The following is a 17,140-nucleotide window of genomic DNA, read 5'->3' as shown; positions in this document are numbered from 1 at the left end:
CTTATGACCGAAGAGTCGCCATCAAAGCACGAATGCGCGCCACATTATCCTGGGGTTGCGCGGACAAATGCAGGGTGTGCCTTGGGCATTGCGCCAGCATGGCGCTCATGCGCTGCAAATAGCGCTCTGCTAAATACGGGTGTTGCAAAATAGCGCTCACCGCACTTTGGATAGCGGGGATAGCGGCTGGGGTGCGCGGCAAATCCTGACTTAGCCACTGAGGCTCTAAAAAAGCGAGCACTTGCGCTGCCTTTTTTTGCCATATGGCATCAGTGCTTGGTGGAAAGTAAATCGTTTTCTGATCTGCGGCATAGGTCTGCGAGGGCCAGCGGGATAAGCAACCAAAGCTGGTAATGAGGGAGTTACCCACTTTTGCCTTGATGGTTCGAAAAAGAGGATAAGCACAAACCCGTCCATCGACCATCGACAATAGATTAAAGTCATCGCCCGTCGTTTGCATGTCATATTCTACGCAGGATAAGGTGGTGGTTGACTTGCCTGCCCCGCCCGGACCTAAGATCACGAGTGCACCATCTGCTTGACACACCACCCCTGAGTGCACCAGGATTGAATCATGCATGAGGGCCCAGTAATGCCAAAACTCTTTAAAGGGACTAAAAATCTCCCACTCGGCAAATGCATGCGCTGGAGTCACTAGGATGTAAGCAATCTGAGAATCAAAATCATAGGCTCTTAGCGACTTTGCCAGTGGGTCGTAAAACGCCATCTGCCTTAAAACCCCTTCTTCACCTTGCGCAGCTTCGGCCATGATGAATTGCCCATAGCGATTGCGATCGTAGGGCTTTATAAGCTCGGTCAGATACTCTTGCGTTACGGTTAATGCCAAGACCTGCCAATCCGATTGGACTGGCGCGCTCTGATCTTGGGTCCCAAAAAGAGCGCCACGAATTGCCTGGTGGGGCCAATCGGGACTGATGCGAAAGGAAAAACGGTGCTCACCAAATAGTTGCTCTGAGAAGGAGATCGCCTTTGCGATCGGATCACGCAAAGTGGTGGCTAGCTGCGCAAATAATGCGTTCAAACCAATTAGGTCGGTGGCTGATGTGGCCAGCCAGCGTTCGGATCGGCCTCATGAATGGGATCCAAGCCCAATAAATCTTGCATATCGGTAAAACTCTCACACACCAAGGCACTGTCATCGAGCGTAATGGCTGGGCAAGCGTGCGCAGTTGGCTCGCAAGTACTTTCGCGAATCAGGCCTTGATCCACCAATTGCGCAAGAAAATCAGGAAGAGCCTGGGTCAGGGTGGACGCACGCTCTGGACTACCCGCCGCCATTCCCTGTACCAAGGTGTCGGTGGTGATCGCATGCTGCAAGTGTTGCCAAATGCGCGCGGCGTTGCCATTTAAATGATGGTAGGTACCGGTCTCTAGATTAATGATGACGGTCTCATTGCCAAGTGACTCAGAAATCACGTGCGGGGTATTGATTTCGTAGGCAGTACTCATAAACTCAAATAGTGTGAAAACCCAAAATTAGTAAAGTCTTAGCATAGCAAAGATTTGCGCAAGACTTGCTAAACGCTGGGTCTTAGAAAACTGCCTAGCAATCTGGCGAGCAATATCTTGAGAGCGCGCCTGATGGACTGATGGCGGTAATTGCAAGTGGGCCTCCACAGCCTTGGCAAAGGCCTTGGGATCCAGTGGACTACATACCTGCTCCAATTGGCTAGGTGCTAGCTCGATTCCTTCTACCCCCATCGGGGTTGTGAGTAAGGGGCGCTCAAACAGCAATGCTTCAACCACCTTGCGTTTAAGCCCTGCTCCATAGCGCAGCGGCGCAATCACTAAAGACGCAGTGGCGTACTGATGTAATAACTCTTCCTTCGTTAGCGAGCCGCAAAAGGACAAGCGCTGATCGCCGCGCCATGCACCGTGCGCTGCATCGTTAAGTTGTTGCATTGCCTCGCAATCCCACTGGCCCACGACCCGTAATTCCATGGGTAGCGTCAGTAAAGGTGCTACATCGCGCACGAACCAAAGAAGACCATCACGGTTAGGGCCATGATGCGAGCCACCCACAAAGAGAAGAGGATATGGCTTGCCGTCGTTGGTCTGCACCTGCGCAACGATACTTGCGATCTGCGGTTGGAGATGCGCCATCGCCTCACCATCGTAAATCGGCATGGGGAGCGCATGGGTGCGGCCACAGTGCGTCATAACGTAATCGCATTCCCAAGATGTTGGGTAGACCACCACATCGGCCAGCGCCCACAAATGACGCTCAATCGATTTATGCACCAAACACGATTGCAGCAATTTGGGTTGCGGCGCGGTTTCCAAATGAAGCGCATACTCACGCTCGAGTCGAACGTGGTGCAGATCATGCCCAAAATAAACGGTGGGAATCGCAAGCGCCTTTAAAGCATCGATCCATTGCAGTGCCGGCCCAGGGCGTGAGAGGATGGCCGCATCAAACCCTTGTTCTTTGAATAGAGTCTGTTGCTGAGCGCGTGTAAAGCCTACCCCATCGATGAGCTTGCATCCCAGATCGATGAGTGCGTGACGCGCGCCCATGGGGTGATGCCCCGTAAAGAGATAACTCACCCGATGGCCCTGCGATTGGATGAGGGTAATGAGCTCTAGATTAGCCAATGACCCCGCATCCATTTGTGGGGTGGGTAAACCCCCTTCAACGAACAGAATATGCTTTCTGACGAATTCCATGATTTGAATCCAAGCCCCCATTTTTTAAGACTTCAAAGGAAGGGGTATAAAACTATTTTTTGATTCCGCCCAAGAGCGCGCCAAGCACTGGCTTTTTTGAGTTCGAGTTTGGTTTAACCGGCGCACTCGTTGGCTCTTGCTTTGGTGCTGCCGTGATTTGCCCAGGCTCATAAGGCATGTAGAAAAATGGGTCGGCTGCAATCGGTTTAGAGCCACCACTTTTACCCTCTCGCTCACTCGTGGGTAATCGCGCAATCGTGAGTTTGCGCTTCATAAGCTTCTCAATATCCTCGAGTAAGCGCTTTTCACTATCATCGACTAAGGCAATTGCATCACCTTTGCTACCAGCACGGCCAGTGCGACCAATTCGATGAATGAAGTCTTCCGCATTAAAGGGCAGCTCATGATTAATCACGCACGGCATATCGGCAATATCTAAGCCACGTGCCGCAACATCGGTAGCAACTAAGGCATCAATCGCGCCAGTCTTAAAGGCTTCCAAAGTTGCCATCCGTTCGGTTTGGCTCTTATCCCCATGAATCGCAGCCGCTTTGATGCCATCGCGCTCTAATGCAGTCGCCAACCGAGCGCAACCCATTCGGCTATTAGTAAAGATGATGCACTGGCGACTTAAGCCCGCCTTCACCCGGTTTTGCAATATTGCCACGATGGCTGCACGCTTATGTTCGGAGGGTACCAAGTGCACCACTTGATTGACCGTATCGGCTGCGGCATTTTGCCGAGCCACTTCAATGGTCACGGGATTGCGTAAGTAGGTTTGAGCGAGCTTCTTAATCTCTGGAGAAAAGGTGGCAGAGAACAATAGGGTCTGGCGCTGTGCGGGGATTAAATTGATGATGCGTTGCAGGTCGGGCAAAAAGCCCATATCGAGCATGCGATCAGCCTCATCCAATACCAAAAGTTGCACTTGTGACAAATCGGCCGTTTTACTGGTGATGTGATCGAGTAAACGCCCAGGGGTTGCAATCAAAATCTCTACCCCCGATCGCAGCAAGGCTGTTTGAGGTTTGATGTCAACACCACCAAATACAACGGCCGTGCGTAGATCCGTAAATTTGGCATAGAGGCTCGCGTTATCAGCCACCTGATCGCTTAACTCTCGGGTCGGGGTCAAAATTAAGGCCCGAATAGGATGGCGCGCAGGCGAAGTACTCGTATTCGCCTGAGGCAAGAGCTTCTGAATAATCGGCAAGGTAAAGGCGGCGGTTTTACCAGTTCCAGTTTGGGCTGCGCCCATCACATCCCGACCTTCTAGGACGACTGGAATCGCCTTGGCCTGAATTGGGGTTGCTTGGGTATAGCCCTGCTCCTCAACCGCTTTGAGGATCTTGGGATCTAATTGGAAATCAGCAAAATTGGCGCTGGGCGCATTACCCGAATCGGGTAGGTTTGGATCAGTTTTTGTAGACACCCCTTGATTTTACAGGGCTTCTCCTGCTTGCAAGGAATTACTCCTTTCAAGCCCATGCTGCCAATTACCTAATTTCAGGTAATAGCGCGTGGCTTTACCTTCCCCGCTAGTAAATAAGATGCCCCATTCCTTGAGAATCCCAAGGTCGCGAGTTGCAGTCGCTTTAGATACCTTGGTGATTTTTTGATACTTTTCAGCGGTAAGGCCGCCAAGAAATCCGCCATCGCCCGCCTCGATCAGTTTTTGAATCACCTTGCGATGTCGTTCACTCAACCCTCGATTGGCATGCATTTGCCAAAATTGCGATTTTGCGATCGCATCATCAATAAATTGTGAGGATGTTTTGCATGATTTAATGAATGTGTTTAAAAACCAAATCAACCAATTAGTAATTTCTAAATCTCCCGACTGCGCCTCTTCAAGCGCATCGTAGTACGAAGAACGATTTCGCATAATTTGATTGGAGATACTGTAAATTCGCATCGAATGCGGGTAATCCTGCGCGAGAGCCATATCCAAGATAACTCGCCCAAGGCGACCATTACCATCCTCAAACGGATGAATGGATTCAAACCATAAATGAGCAATGGCAGCCCGACACAAACCATCCAAAGATTCTGCTTTGCGCCGTTTGATATTTGGACGAGTGAGCTCAAACCAATTCAGAAACTGATCCATCTGACCATGCACCTCTTCCGAAGGTGGTGCGATGTAGTGCACCTTCTCTTTGCGATACAAACCGCTCACAATTTGCATGAGCTCTGTATGAGTACGATAACCGCCAACCCGCATTGCTTTAATCGAGCGCTCATTTGAAAAGATTGCACGATGCCACGAACACAACCGTTCATGATTAAGCTCTTCATCGTGATGCGTTAACGCATCATCCATGATGGCGACCAGTCCATCAATCATTTCTGAACGTGGGTCAGAAATAGCCTGATACTCCATTCCTAGTTTTCTTAATACCGATGAACGCACAGAGTCTGGATTTAATTGCTCGCCCTCGATCGCTGAGGTAGCAATCACCTCATCAATCCAAAGCTGTTGATGAACATCAGCGATAGCCGTTAAGCCAATGGCGGATGCCTTGCCAATAATCATTCCTTGGGCTTGGCGAGCACTGGTTATCAGAGACTCCAAGCGATCATGATCGATTTGAAAGTTTGGCCATCCTGGCAATTGCCAGATATAGGTTTTTTTTGACGAATGTGTGAGTACCATGAGCCGTATTATAGCTGATACGGCTCATATTTTGAGCCGTATTTTCAAAAATACGGCTCACTACTAGATGTGGCTTGGCTTACAAGGTAGATTTGGCTTTGATTTAGGACAAAATCGCGGCGATGCCGGCTCGAGCAATGCCTGCATCATCGGCTGACTTCACGCCAGAGACGCCGACCGCACCGATGGTGTACCCATCCACATCGATATTGACCCCGCCCTCGAGCATGCCCTTAATGTGGGGTACGGTCGCAAAGGCAGTTCGGCCGTTATTAATAATATCCTCATACACCTTACTCTCACGCTTACCCATCGCTGCAGAGCGCGCCTTGTCTTGCGCAATATAGGACGACACCGGAGCGCAGCCATCACGACGAATCAGCCCCAGCAAATGCCCGCCGTCATCGCACACGGCAATGGTGACCGCCCAGTTGTGTTTCTCGGCATGGGCATTGGCAGCGTCTAAGATCTTTTGCACATCGACTTGGCGCAAATAGGGTTTATTGGCTAGCATGGTGGTCTCCTTGGTATTTTGATTCTTTCTTTAGGATCATTCTGCCACGGTTCTTATCAGCCTAGGCAATAGCCACCCGCAAACTCCCAATTGGCTTTCTAACTGGTTTTACCCGAATCTCAATGTTGTAACCAAGGCAGGTGAGACAGTCCATCAGCTTGCGCTCGGACAAATTAGAGAAGTCTCCATTAATCATGGCGGAAACTTTTGGCTGTGAAATACCCATTCGTTGCGCAGCTTCAGCCTGAGTCAACTGAAGGCGCTCAATCGCTTTAATAATTTGAATGACCAGATCAGTCTTAATCTTGAGTTTGTCAGCGTCAGGCAAACCTAGATCTGCATACACATTTTTCGATCCTCGGGTAATTTCAGTACCGCCCATTTCTCTTTTCTTCATCTTCCAACTATGAGCATTTTTTAACATTGTGCATAAGAAAAATATACCTGAAATAGTATAAACAATTCCTGAGTAGTTCCTTGCCCATAGTCGGCAAAGGGATCCTTGCACCCCTGAAAAGTAGCACTTAAATCACTACAATCATTTTTACCAAATATTGTTCTATGTCATTGCGCATCAATCACCCCACTAATAGCCTGCCTTCATGACCAAAATTGCACCCGATCCCAGCTTTACTCTAAGCAGCCTGCCGCCTGAGATTTCCACCAAGCTCCAACAGCATGTTGAGGGCGAGGTCTTGGTTGATGGTGCTAGTCGTGGGCGCTACGCAACCGACGCATCAATCTACCAACAGTTTCCGGTAGCAGTTCTCGTTCCTAAATCGGCGCAGGACATTGAAGCGGCCCTTGAGGTTGCGAACGAGTCAGGTATTCCCGTTTTACCCAGAGGCGGCGGCACCAGTCAATGCGGCCAGACCACGGGTGCTGCACTCGTGATTGATAACAGCAAACACTTTCGTAAGATCCTCTCTTCCGATCTCAGTGATCCGGATCGCGCCACGGTAGAGGTAGAACCAGGTATGGTGCTGGATCATCTCAATGCCCACCTTAAACCCCATGGACTTTGGTATCCGGTTGATGTCTCCACAGCAGCCCAAGCGACCATCGGCGGTATGGCAGGCAATAACTCGTGTGGCAGCCGCTCTATTGCATATGGCAATATGGTGCACAACGTTTTAGGGATTAATGCCTGGCTTGCTGATGGAGAGCTCGCCAACTTTGGTCCTTATTCAGAAAGCATGGGCCGTGCCAAAGTGTTAGGGGATTACGTTAAGCACCTGGTGGACGATCTCAAGCCCGAGATTGACGCACATTGGCCTAAAGTGATGCGCCGAGTAGCAGGCTACAACTTAGATGTCTTTCATCCGCAAAGTGAGTTGCCTTACACCTTAGATAACAGTGTCAATCTTGCTCATTTACTCGTAGGTAGTGAAGGTACTCTCGCCTATTTCAAATCCTTAACACTCAAACTTGCGCGCTTGCCCAAACACAAGGTCTTAGGGGTCGTAAACTTTGCGAGTTTTTATCAAGCGATGGATAGCGCCCAGCACATCGTGAAGTTGGGACCCACCGCCGTGGAGCTCGTCGATCGCACCATGATCGACCTCTCGCGCAATAACCCCGCATTTCGTAAAACCATTGAGACCGCGCTCGTTGATGCGAACGCCAAAACAGTCGATGCCATTTTGCTCGTGGAGTTTAGCGGCGACGAGCACGCTCCACTCTTACAAAAACTTCAAGAGCTCGATGCGCTCATGAGTGATCTGGGTTTACCTGGGTCGGTCGTGATGATGCCCGACGCGGCGATGCAAAAGAACTTGTGGGAAGTGCGTAAAGCAGGACTCAATATCATGATGAGTCTCAAGGGAGATGGTAAGCCTGTGAGCTTCATTGAGGATTGCGCTGTGCCTCTGGAGCACTTGGCCGACTACACCCAAGCCCTGACCGAGGTCTTTAGTAAGTATGGCTCGCGCGGTACCTGGTATGCGCACGCTTCAGTCGGCACCCTGCATGTGCGCCCAATACTGGATATGCGCCGCGATGGGGCTCTGAAGATGCGCGCGATTGCAGAAGAAGCGGCTGAGCTCGTGCGCAAATACAAAGGTGCCTTTAGTGGCGAGCATGGCGATGGTCTGTGCCGGGGGGAGTGGATTAGCTGGCAATTTGGTCCCAAGATTACCGAGGCGCTTGCCAAGATCAAAACACAATTTGATCCCAAAGGGCTTCTTAATCCCGGCAAGATCGTCAATCCCCCAAAGATGGATGACAGCACCTACTTTCGCTATCCACCTTCCTATCAGGTCATTACTGTTCAACCGAAGCTCGATTGGTCCGCCTGGAATGTACAAAACAATCCCGTGACCGAAGTCGTCACCGCGGCAGGTACCGGTGGCGATCCTGCGCAAGGCCTAGCCAAAGCGATTGAGATGTGCAATAACAACGGGCATTGCCGTAAGTTTGATGCCGATGTGATGTGCCCGAGTTATCGCATCACCCGCAATGAAAAAGACCTCACCCGCGGTCGTGCCAACACCTTACGTCTTGCGATCTCAGGGCAAATTACGAGTACGAGTGATACTCCTCCTGCCCATTTGCCACTGGCCACCCAGGCAGTTAAAGAAGTAATGGATTTATGCGTGAGTTGCAAAGGCTGCAAACGCGAGTGCCCCACGGGCGTGGATATGGCCAAAATGAAAATTGAGTATTTGGCGCAATACAAAGAGCGCTTTGGTCATACCCTACGTGATCGCTTAGTCGCCCACTTGCCGAACTACGCCCCCATCATTGCACGCATTCCTGGTTTGCCCGCGCTCATGAATCTGCGTAATCACACCCCACTTTTAGCCAAGCTCCAAGAGTGGCTTACCGGAATTAGCGCCCAGCGCTCCTTACCGACGTGGAAGAGCAAGCATTTTTGGAATCAAGCACCCCTGCCATTTGCAACGCCTGAGGAACTCGCCAAGCACGACAAACGCGTCGTGCTCTTTGCCGATACCTTTAACGCCTATTTTGAGAACGAGAACTTGCAAGCGGCGCTCGCACTCTTGCAAAAGTCAGGCTACGCGGTTCATGTGGCGCAACCTGCAAACGATCAAGATGAACAAAAGCCATTTTGCTGTGGTCGCACCTACTTAGCATCCGGTATGGTCAATGAAGCGAAGACACGACTCTCAGCACTTGTTAACCATTTAGCAGCCTATGCAAACGAAGGAATAGCAATTGTGGGTCTAGAGCCCTCTTGCTTATTTACGCTTCGCGATGAAGCGCTCACCATGGGTCTGGGTGAGTCTGCGCAAGTCGTGAGTAAGCATGCCCAACTCCTTGAAGAGTTTTTAGCCAGCGAACACAAAGCCAATCGGTTTGTGCCGAACTTCAAAGAGTCCGCACAGCCGATTTTGGTACATGGCCATTGCCATCAGAAAGCCTTTGCGGCCGTGAGCCCCGCCCTTGAATTACTGAAACTCATTCCGAATGCCAACCCCCAGCTGATTGAATCCTCGTGCTGTGGCATGGCGGGCAGCTTCGGGTATGAGGTGGAGCATATCGAGGCTTCCAAACAAATGGCGGAGCTCAGTTTGTTACCGCGTATTCGCAAAGAGCCCAACGCAATGGTGGTCGCCGACGGTACTAGCTGTCGTCACCAAATCGCCGATGGGGCAAGTCGCGAGGCAGTGCATATTGCGAAAGTTCTAGAACAGCATTTGAATTAAGTCGAGTAACTTAGAGATTGGGGTCACGAATTACCGCATCACACCAATCGTGACCATCAATAAAGTACCGGTGAGCAATGCCGGCACCAAACGCCGATTGGGATTGGAGAGCATTACCCCCAGAGCCAAGATGCAGACCAGAATACGCAGATAGAGCGGCACTGTAGCTAAGAGCCCAATCGGTAAAAAAATCAAGCGAATCGTGAGTGCTGCCACCATCGCATAGGTCACTGCCGAGAGCCAGCGAAAGAACTCGCTATCTTGGCTGACTTGCCCCGAGAGCATCACCCCCACCGCGCGGCACACATAAGTTCCTAGCGATGCCGCCAAAAGCGCAAGCCATGCGCCCCACCCCTGTTGAATCGCAAAGGCGGTATCGAGGTTTTGGGCTAGAGATGCTGTCACACTCATGAGGACACCTTTCGGTCATAGCGCCTGATCCAACGCCGATCAATCCAGTAGGCCAGCGTACCGCCAATGAGTCCCGCGGTTAACAGGCTCGTATCGCGATCGAGCACATAACAGATGGGGCCGGCAATGCTGCCTAGAAGAATGGCTAGGCGATAGCCACTCACCTTAATCTCGGTAAAGGTGAGTAAAAAAAAGAGGGGATTAATAAAAATGAGGCCCAAAGTAATGGGCATGGGGACCGAGCCCGCAATTAAAAACCCCACAATCGTACCCGGTACTGAAATTAACCAGCACAAGATCCCAAGCCCTACAAAGTAACTTAGACGATGCTTAGGTTCAATCGTTTGGAATTCTTTCAAAGAAACTGCCCAGGCAGTCATTGCTAGAAGGTGCACTTTGGCATAGAGCGCCTTATTGCGATCGCGCTCATGGAGCATCGGAAACAACGTGGCGGTCATGGTCACAAAGCGGGTTGCGGTGAGAGTGGTCGCAAGCGCAATCGTGAGCGATGAAGCGCCTACTAAAATCATCTCGAGCATCACAATCTGACCGGGAAGAGCAAACATCAAAAAGCTCGTTGCGGTGGTAAACCACAGATCAAAGCCATTGGTGCGCCCCATCGCCCCAAAGCCCACCATGCCAGCAAAGAGCACCATGGCAGGGGCACCTCGCGCATCGCGCACCCCACTCCAAAAGGCATCGTGCGCGCTAGTAAAGCGCGGAGTGATAGGTGAATTAGATGGCGATTGAAGCGCCTTCTCATGAGACTCGAGCGCATCGATTTCGCTCACCACCCGATCAGCCGGACGCTCAGCACCCGTTTTAGATACATCGTTCGAATGGGTGGGCGGTGTACTCATAGTGGATCTACCCTATTTTAGCGGCTTGACCCTTGGGGATCTCGTGAGCCATCTCGACTGAGCGCCCAAGAGATATGCTCGGCTACCAATGGGCTGGCGCTCGGTAAGGCCTCTTGTAAGTGCCAAACAATCTCCCTCTTTACTTCATCATCAAGATTCGATGCCAAAGCATTTCCCAGAGCAACGGCTAGATTGCGTCGCCAGCGCTCATAGCCAATGCGCAAAATGGCGCTACCCGCATGGCGCTCGATAAACTGGGCTTCGCTCCAGCTCCAGAGTTCCAGTAGTGATGCGCTTCCCAATCCATTTCGCTCCCCAAAATCCGCTACGGTCGAGAGCTGGGCGTATTTATTCCAGGGGCATACGAGTTGGCAATCATCGCAGCCATAAATGCGATTACCCATGGTGCTTCGAAACTCCACTGGAATTGCATCGCGATGCTCAATTGTTAAATACGAAATGCAACGCCTGGCATCGAGTTGATACGGAGCAACAATTGCATTTGTGGGACAAATGTCGATGCACGCCTGACACGAGCCACAATGCGCCTCCATGGGCTCATCGATTGGTAATGGGACGTTGATGAGGATTTCACCTAAGAAGAAAAACGACCCGGAGTCGCGATTAAGCAGCAAGGTGTGCTTACCCCGCCAGCCCAAACCGGCTTTGCGCGCCAACTCCACCTCCATGAGTGGCGCAGAGTCGGTAAAGACACGGTATTCCAGGGGATGGTTCAATTCACTGAACGCCGCTTGTAGTTTTTCTTCTAGCTCCATAGCTAAGATTTGTAAGCGAGAGCGAATCACCTTGTGATAGTCCCGCCCTCTGGCATAGACTGAAACCATCGCTTGATCGCTCTCCAAGAGACGCTTTTCTTCATACTGAAGGAGTTGCTCGACTGAAGACGCATCTATCTCATGCAGCTCAGGCTGCCCATACTGCTCATGTAACCTACTTTGCTCACTCAAATACGGCATGGTGAGGCAAATGCTGCGAATCGCGCCTGCCTGTAAAGAGCTTGGGTCAGCACGCAGATCCTTGTGGCGCTCCATATAGGCCATCTGGCCATGTCGACCCTCTTTTAACCACTCTACTAAATGAGGGTGAGCGTGACTGACATCGGTATCGGTAATTCGTACCTCCCCAAAGCCCAACTCCTTGGCACGGGTATTTAGCCAAGTACGCAAGGTTCCCCACTGGGTGTGCAATTCTTGCGAAAATGCGTGAGAATGCATGGGCAATTTAGAATCCATCCCTAAATGAGTGTGAACGCACGAGGTCATGACGCGCTTGGCAATCAACCATACGATCCATTGTAAAGATGAGAAGGCTACTGCAGAGGCGGTACAAATGCTCGCCAATGCAATCCTCGGGTTCTATGCCTCCACCCCCGATAAACCTCAATCACTCTTTATGAGTCTTCATGGGGATCTGGGAGCAGGTAAAACCACCGCCACCCGTTACCTTCTCCAAGCGATGGGCTATTCGGGTAAGGTCAAAAGTCCGACCTATAGCCTGTGTGAAGAGCATATCCTGGTTTTACCCAATCAAACACTCCACGTCTTTCACTTTGATCTCTACCGCATGCAAAGCCCAGCCGAATGGGTCGATGCTGGTCTCTTAGAGCACTTCACGCATTCCGAATACCCGACGCTGTGCATCATTGAGTGGCCAGAGAAAGCCGAGCACACCCTGCCCACCATGGATTTGGCGATCACCCTGATTCATCCCCAAGAGACAGAATCCGAACTAGCGAGAACAGTTGAAATTACCGCTCAGACCCCAACGGGTGAAGCCGTCCTTCAATCGCTCAGCACTCATCCATGAATCAATCCATGAACCCCAAACGTCGCCAGATCATTTCGCAAGGGCTGCAATCGATGGGCTCACTGGGTGTGCTTTATCTCTTACTAACTGAAAGTGAATTGGTGCAAGCCAATAGCGGTGCCAAACTCTTGGGGGTGCGCATTTGGCCCTCGGAGGACTACACACGCATTACCCTGGAGTCGGATAAGGCGCTGCCGATTTCTCATCAACTACTCACAGGTCCTGATCGATTGGTGGTCGACATCGATGGTTTGGAACTCAATCCCACCTTGAAAGATTTGGTTGCGAAGGTCAAACCCAATGATCCGTACGTGGCGCAAATTCGGGTGGGGCAATTTCAACCAACGGTGGTGCGACTCGTATTTGATCTCAAAGAAGCGGTGAAACCCCAGCTCTTTACCCTTGAGCCCGTTGCCGAGTATCAATACCGCTTGATCTTTGATCTCTACCCCACTAATCCTCCCGATCCACTCATGCAACTGGTGAAAGAGTCCGCCAGAAAAGAGAAGTTATTGGCAGAAGAACAGGCGAAAAATCCAAAAGGGATGGCTACGGAAGAAGACCCGATTGCGGCCTTTGCCAAAAAAGACGCCGCCCCCAGTAAAAAGGGTGGTCCCAGTACCACTCAACAAAGTCCACAGAGCCCACCAAGCGCCACCACTGCCAATACCCAGCGCATTCCGTTTAAGCGCTTAATTACGGTGGCACTTGACCCCGGTCACGGTGGCGAAGATCCAGGCGCCATTGGCGCGCGCGGCTCGTATGAGAAAAACATCGTTCTCTCGATTGCCAAGCGCTTAAAAAACAAGATCGATCAAGAAGACTCGATGCGCCCCTTTTTAACCCGCGATGGTGATTACTTTGTACCCCTGCATCGCCGCGTCTTTAAAGCACGGCAAGTGGAAGCCGATCTCTTTATCTCCATTCATGCGGATGCGTTTATTCAGCCCCATGCGAAGGGGGCATCGGTCTTTGCCCTCTCCCAACAAGGGGCGACGAGTTCTGCCGCCCGCTGGATGGCCAATAAAGAAAATGCCTCGGATCTGATTGGTGGCATCAACATCAAAACCAAGGATAAGCAAGTCGCGCACTTGCTTCTCGATATGTCGACCACGGCGCAGATCAACGATTCTTTACGGGTGGGTAACTCGGTCTTACGCAACATTGGTAACTTTGCACCACTGCATAAGAACCGTGTCGAGCAAGCGGGCTTTGCGGTACTTAAAGCCCCCGATATTCCATCGATCCTGATTGAGACCGCGTTTATTAGCAATCCCCAGGAAGAGAAAAAGCTCAATGATGAGACCTACCAAGAGCGGATTGCGGATGCGATTTTGGAAGGCATCAAGGATTACTTTGCCAAAAATCCGCCCATGGCGCGGCGCGGTTAGGGGTAATGAATCGTCAGGTAAAGGCAAGTCATAAGGCGAAATTAAAGGGGTCAGGTAGCCTTTCAACATCTTGCTATAATCTTGGTTTTGCCAAATATCATGAATTAAAGCGGTTTTTCTTGCAGTGTTCTTATTAGGCAAATTTCTTGCTTATTCAGTATTGAATCTAGCAACACCACACTGGGTCGGTAGCTCAGTCGGTAGAGCAGCGGACTTTTAATCCGTTGGTCGCGAGTTCGAGTCTCGCCCGACCCACCATCTTCATTCGGCACATTCAGTGCAAATTGATTGGAATCTTTTCTTCGATCGGATTGCTAATCAATCCACTAACTGAACCCAAGGTTTCAAATGCGAACTGATCAAGAAAGTCCGATGCATTAGAAGCCAATCGTATACGTAGCTAAGACTGTAGTAGTCGATACCGCCTGGAATGGCTCTTGTCGATAAATGCCTGTCACACCAATACGCTGATTCTTGAGGATGTCGTAGTAACCCCCCACAGTTGCAGTGGGTCTAGTCTTCACAGGATTGGGATTAAAGTTCACTGGGGTTAAGCCATCCACACCGGTTGCCGAATATGAACCATTACTGGTATTGGTATCGGTTTCGACTCCCGCGCTGGCAAAGAGCGTGGTCTTGGGAATACCCTGATAACGGGCTCCAACACCAGCCAGTGCAGTGGTAGCATTAGTATTCAGTGCCGAGTAGGTCAACGGTGTTGTCACAGCAGAGCTCGTGGCTTCAGTGTAACCACCCATATTGTTTTGGGTGTAGCGCACTCCAGCGTATGGGGAGACTACGACATCAGGCATCACAGCAAAACCATACTTCGCTAACACTTGAGCGCCTTGGCTAATGAGTTGCGAGCTGCCAGTTCCTGCTTCACTAGTACCCACAATTTGCCGAGTAATGGTGGTGTCTTTTTGACCATAAGCGGCGGAGACTTTAACTTCAGTACCCACGCCATCAGAACGCTGGCTCCATACTCCAAATAGACCAATCATGGGAGTGCTATTACCCAACTTCACAGTACCCGGGCCACTCACGGATAGGTTCTGGTCCACCCAGGCACCAATACGGCTATTGTTTTGATTCAATCGATAGGACGCGATCAAGAGACCGCTCGTGTTATTGATCCCTTGGGCTTGAACGGTAGTGTTACGACCACCTGCACTGATACAAATGCCACGCCGATCAAATAGGGAGCAGTCATAGGTAAAGCCATTGACCATCACACTATTTTGTAAGGTGTAGGTGCCTTGTAAAACAGAAGCTGTATTCACCAAGGACTGTTGGGTGTCCGCAGTAGACGCTCCGGTCACAATCAGATCCCAAATATCTGCCGATGAATTACTTAAACTCCAACGAAAGCCATTGAATGTGCCTGAGGTGTTGTTGAGGTTGCTTGACGAAAATCCTGAAAGCACTGCGCTATAGGTACCTCTTGTCACAGTAGAGCCAGTGTAAATACCAAATGTGGTGGCGCCAACAACAGATCCGGTTAACTGTCCATATTGCGTTGGGCTATTAATAATGACGTTATAGTTCCCTGGCAATTGGCCATCGTAAATCAAAGCTCCATTGGCATTGCCCTGACCCTGTAGATTATTGAGGGTGCCAATACTACCGAAATTGTAAATACCACCAACTAGACCAATGATTGATCCAGCATTGGTAATCGATTCAATGGCTCCTGATCCATCATTAGCGATACCATAAGCCCCACCGTTGATTATTCCGGAGCTTGTATTTGCAATGGCGCTAATAGAACCTGCATTAGCAATGGCATGCGAAGAATCGCTACTGATCGTACCTGAATTAGTTAATGACGCAATCCTTCCGCCGGTCACATTACCAATGGCTGTAACTGTTGCGCTAATGAGTCCTAAATTGTCAATGACCGCGATCGAGCCAGTTGAGCGATTGAGAATGCCGCCACCTGCAGTAATAGAACCACTGGCATTATTTGTTATGGCGCCAATCATTCCATCGTTATCCACACCATATAAATTACCAGTAATCAGTCCTGAATTGGTGATCCTGGAGATTAAACTTGCGACTCCTGAGTTATGAATTCCAGTGCTAAATCCACTAATCGCGCCGCCATTTTGATTGGTAAGATTTAAAATCGTTCCTTCATTTGTAATTCCTTGTGAGGTATTACCTACAATACCGCCAGCATTAGTAATAGTAGTAATGATCGCTGCGGTACCGTAATTTAATATTCCTCCATCGCCGTCAATTAATCCTCCACTTCGGTTTTCTAATGAGCCGATGGTGCCCTCATTTTGAATTCCCGAAAAACCAGGGCCTGAAATCGTTCCAGAATTATCAAGAATACCGATCGAGGAAGTAGAGCCAAAGCTAACAATGCCGACACCCAAGCCAGCGGCAATCGATGAGTTGGCAGAATTAATCAGTGTTCCGATCGTGCCAAAATTTGCCACGCCCGCACAACCATAGATGCCGCATAAACTCCCACCCGTAATTGAGGCCATGGCGGGCGCTGTTGCTGAATTAATGAGGCTTGTTATCGATCCATCATTGGAGATACCATAAAAATTACCCGTTAACGAGCCGGCATTATTAATACCGGCCCCGGTTACCCCTAGATTTACATAAATCGCGTTATCACTTGGACCAATCACAGTAATCGAGCCCGATTCAGTAATACTTAAACACTCATTATTGGTTGAAATAACGACTGTTGAGGTTTGTGCGCTATTAATTGGGACGCCACCTGTGCATCCCTGAGCATGGGCATCACTACTGAGAAAGGTAAAAAAAGTGAGTGTGCCAATCACAAAAGCGTTCAAGCTATATTGCTGTAGGTCGCGAATGAATTGTTTCATAAGAAAGAGGCAGTCAATGAGTTAGTTCTTGATTGTGTCAGAGTGATTTTGGAAACTAGGTCAGAGGATACTAAATTCAGCCCATTAAGAGATTGGTGAAAATTATGTGAATTACATTGTAAGACGAAACAAAGTAATCACCTTACCACATCATTAATCATGCTAATCGCATGTACGAATTAGAGCGAGACTCAATAATGCGTTTGGAATTAGAAACACTTAAAGAGACACTTAACCTATCCCAAATTCTCAATTTTCAGATGCATTTATCTA

Annotated in this window: 14 protein-coding genes and 1 tRNA gene; 4 read left to right on the top strand and 11 right to left on the bottom strand. The window is 50.0% G+C overall.

Annotated elements, in window-relative coordinates; genetic code table 11:
* Position 1: 1 nt before the first annotated feature.
* From QUE64_RS01870 to QUE64_RS01840, 7 genes are all read right to left on the bottom strand, one after another.
* Positions 2 to 1,042 (bottom strand): hypothetical protein, encoded by a 1,041-nt coding sequence (locus tag QUE64_RS01870; RefSeq protein ID WP_286225678.1) that lies wholly within the window; start codon positions 1,040 to 1,042, stop codon positions 2 to 4.
* Positions 1,043 to 1,047: 5 nt separating this feature from the next.
* The gene (locus tag QUE64_RS01865) at positions 1,048 to 1,470 is read right to left on the bottom strand and encodes a PqqD family protein (protein WP_286225677.1); all 423 of its coding nucleotides are present in this window, start codon (positions 1,468 to 1,470) and stop codon (positions 1,048 to 1,050) included.
* A gap of 27 nt (positions 1,471 to 1,497) precedes the next feature.
* On the bottom strand, positions 1,498 to 2,688 hold the full coding sequence (locus tag QUE64_RS01860) for a glycosyltransferase (RefSeq protein ID WP_286225676.1): 1,191 nt from the start codon (positions 2,686 to 2,688) through the stop codon (positions 1,498 to 1,500).
* 52 nt (positions 2,689 to 2,740) lie between these two features.
* Positions 2,741 to 4,120 carry a DEAD/DEAH box helicase gene (locus tag QUE64_RS01855; RefSeq protein WP_458574689.1) on the bottom strand — a complete coding sequence of 460 codons (1,380 nt, stop codon included), beginning with the start codon at positions 4,118 to 4,120 and terminating at the stop codon, positions 2,741 to 2,743.
* Between the two features lie 9 nt (positions 4,121 to 4,129).
* The gene (locus tag QUE64_RS01850) at positions 4,130 to 5,344 is read right to left on the bottom strand and encodes a Fic family protein (protein WP_286225675.1); all 1,215 of its coding nucleotides are present in this window, start codon (positions 5,342 to 5,344) and stop codon (positions 4,130 to 4,132) included.
* A 103-nt stretch (positions 5,345 to 5,447) separates the two neighbouring features.
* Positions 5,448 to 5,858, bottom strand: a complete 411-nt coding sequence (locus QUE64_RS01845) for a heme-binding protein (RefSeq protein ID WP_286225674.1) — start codon at positions 5,856 to 5,858, stop codon at positions 5,448 to 5,450.
* A 61-nt stretch (positions 5,859 to 5,919) separates the two neighbouring features.
* Entirely contained in the window at positions 5,920 to 6,255 is a 336-nt protein-coding gene (locus tag QUE64_RS01840; RefSeq protein WP_286225673.1) for a helix-turn-helix domain-containing protein, read from the bottom strand.
* A 205-nt stretch (positions 6,256 to 6,460) separates the two neighbouring features.
* Between QUE64_RS01840 and QUE64_RS01835 the strand changes: the two genes are divergently transcribed.
* A complete protein-coding gene (locus QUE64_RS01835) occupies positions 6,461 to 9,526 on the top strand; it encodes an FAD-binding and (Fe-S)-binding domain-containing protein (RefSeq protein ID WP_286225672.1) in 3,066 nt (1,021 codons plus the stop codon).
* A gap of 30 nt (positions 9,527 to 9,556) precedes the next feature.
* Here QUE64_RS01835 and QUE64_RS01830 read toward each other — a convergent pair whose 3' ends face one another.
* The 3 genes from QUE64_RS01830 to queG are packed head-to-tail and all read right to left on the bottom strand — an operon-like array spanning position 9,557 to position 12,032.
* The gene (locus QUE64_RS01830) at positions 9,557 to 9,937 is read right to left on the bottom strand and encodes an AzlD domain-containing protein (protein ID WP_286224023.1); all 381 of its coding nucleotides are present in this window, start codon (positions 9,935 to 9,937) and stop codon (positions 9,557 to 9,559) included.
* Positions 9,934 to 10,797, bottom strand: coding sequence for an AzlC family ABC transporter permease (locus tag QUE64_RS01825; protein ID WP_286225671.1), 864 nt, complete (start codon positions 10,795 to 10,797; stop codon positions 9,934 to 9,936). Before QUE64_RS01825 ends, QUE64_RS01830 begins: the two co-directional genes overlap by 4 nt.
* A gap of 17 nt (positions 10,798 to 10,814) precedes the next feature.
* Positions 10,815 to 12,032: a tRNA epoxyqueuosine(34) reductase QueG gene (gene queG / locus QUE64_RS01820; protein WP_286225670.1), complete on the bottom strand. Its 1,218-nt coding sequence runs from the start codon at positions 12,030 to 12,032 to the stop codon at positions 10,815 to 10,817.
* A gap of 46 nt (positions 12,033 to 12,078) precedes the next feature.
* Between queG and tsaE the strand changes: the two genes are divergently transcribed.
* From tsaE to QUE64_RS01805, 3 genes are all read left to right on the top strand, one after another.
* Positions 12,079 to 12,624 carry a tRNA (adenosine(37)-N6)-threonylcarbamoyltransferase complex ATPase subunit type 1 TsaE gene (gene tsaE, locus QUE64_RS01815; protein WP_286225669.1) on the top strand — a complete coding sequence of 182 codons (546 nt, stop codon included), beginning with the start codon at positions 12,079 to 12,081 and terminating at the stop codon, positions 12,622 to 12,624.
* A gap of 8 nt (positions 12,625 to 12,632) precedes the next feature.
* Complete coding sequence (locus QUE64_RS01810) at positions 12,633 to 14,015, top strand: N-acetylmuramoyl-L-alanine amidase (RefSeq protein ID WP_286225668.1); 1,383 nt, start codon at positions 12,633 to 12,635, stop codon at positions 14,013 to 14,015.
* A gap of 182 nt (positions 14,016 to 14,197) precedes the next feature.
* Positions 14,198 to 14,273, top strand: a tRNA-Lys gene (locus tag QUE64_RS01805).
* A gap of 119 nt (positions 14,274 to 14,392) precedes the next feature.
* Here QUE64_RS01805 and QUE64_RS01800 read toward each other — a convergent pair.
* A complete protein-coding gene (locus QUE64_RS01800; RefSeq protein ID WP_286225667.1) occupies positions 14,393 to 16,867 on the bottom strand; it encodes a beta strand repeat-containing protein in 2,475 nt (824 codons plus the stop codon).
* Positions 16,868 to 17,140 lie beyond the last annotated feature (273 nt).

It is taken from the genome of Polynucleobacter sp. HIN7 (genome assembly GCF_030297595.1).
Classification (GTDB): domain Bacteria; phylum Pseudomonadota; class Gammaproteobacteria; order Burkholderiales; family Burkholderiaceae; genus Polynucleobacter.
Note: the sequence above shows the minus strand (reverse complement) of the source record. Positions and strands in the feature narration are given on the sequence as shown.

Coding starts and splice junctions, on each gene's coding strand:
- tsaE (WP_286225669.1), top strand. CDS start 12,079: ATGACGCGCTTGGCAATCAACCATACGATCCATTGTAAAGATGAGAAG.
- QUE64_RS01860 (WP_286225676.1), bottom strand. CDS start 2,688: ATGGAATTCGTCAGAAAGCATATTCTGTTCGTTGAAGGGGGTTTACCC.
- queG (WP_286225670.1), bottom strand. CDS start 12,032: ATGCATTCTCACGCATTTTCGCAAGAATTGCACACCCAGTGGGGAACC.
- QUE64_RS01865 (WP_286225677.1), bottom strand. CDS start 1,470: ATGAGTACTGCCTACGAAATCAATACCCCGCACGTGATTTCTGAGTCA.
- QUE64_RS01800 (WP_286225667.1), bottom strand. CDS start 16,867: ATGAAACAATTCATTCGCGACCTACAGCAATATAGCTTGAACGCTTTT.
- QUE64_RS01840 (WP_286225673.1), bottom strand. CDS start 6,255: ATGAAGAAAAGAGAAATGGGCGGTACTGAAATTACCCGAGGATCGAAA.
- QUE64_RS01835 (WP_286225672.1), top strand. CDS start 6,461: ATGACCAAAATTGCACCCGATCCCAGCTTTACTCTAAGCAGCCTGCCG.
- QUE64_RS01830 (WP_286224023.1), bottom strand. CDS start 9,937: ATGAGTGTGACAGCATCTCTAGCCCAAAACCTCGATACCGCCTTTGCG.
- QUE64_RS01850 (WP_286225675.1), bottom strand. CDS start 5,344: ATGGTACTCACACATTCGTCAAAAAAAACCTATATCTGGCAATTGCCA.
- QUE64_RS01845 (WP_286225674.1), bottom strand. CDS start 5,858: ATGCTAGCCAATAAACCCTATTTGCGCCAAGTCGATGTGCAAAAGATC.
- QUE64_RS01810 (WP_286225668.1), top strand. CDS start 12,633: ATGAACCCCAAACGTCGCCAGATCATTTCGCAAGGGCTGCAATCGATG.
- QUE64_RS01825 (WP_286225671.1), bottom strand. CDS start 10,797: ATGAGTACACCGCCCACCCATTCGAACGATGTATCTAAAACGGGTGCT.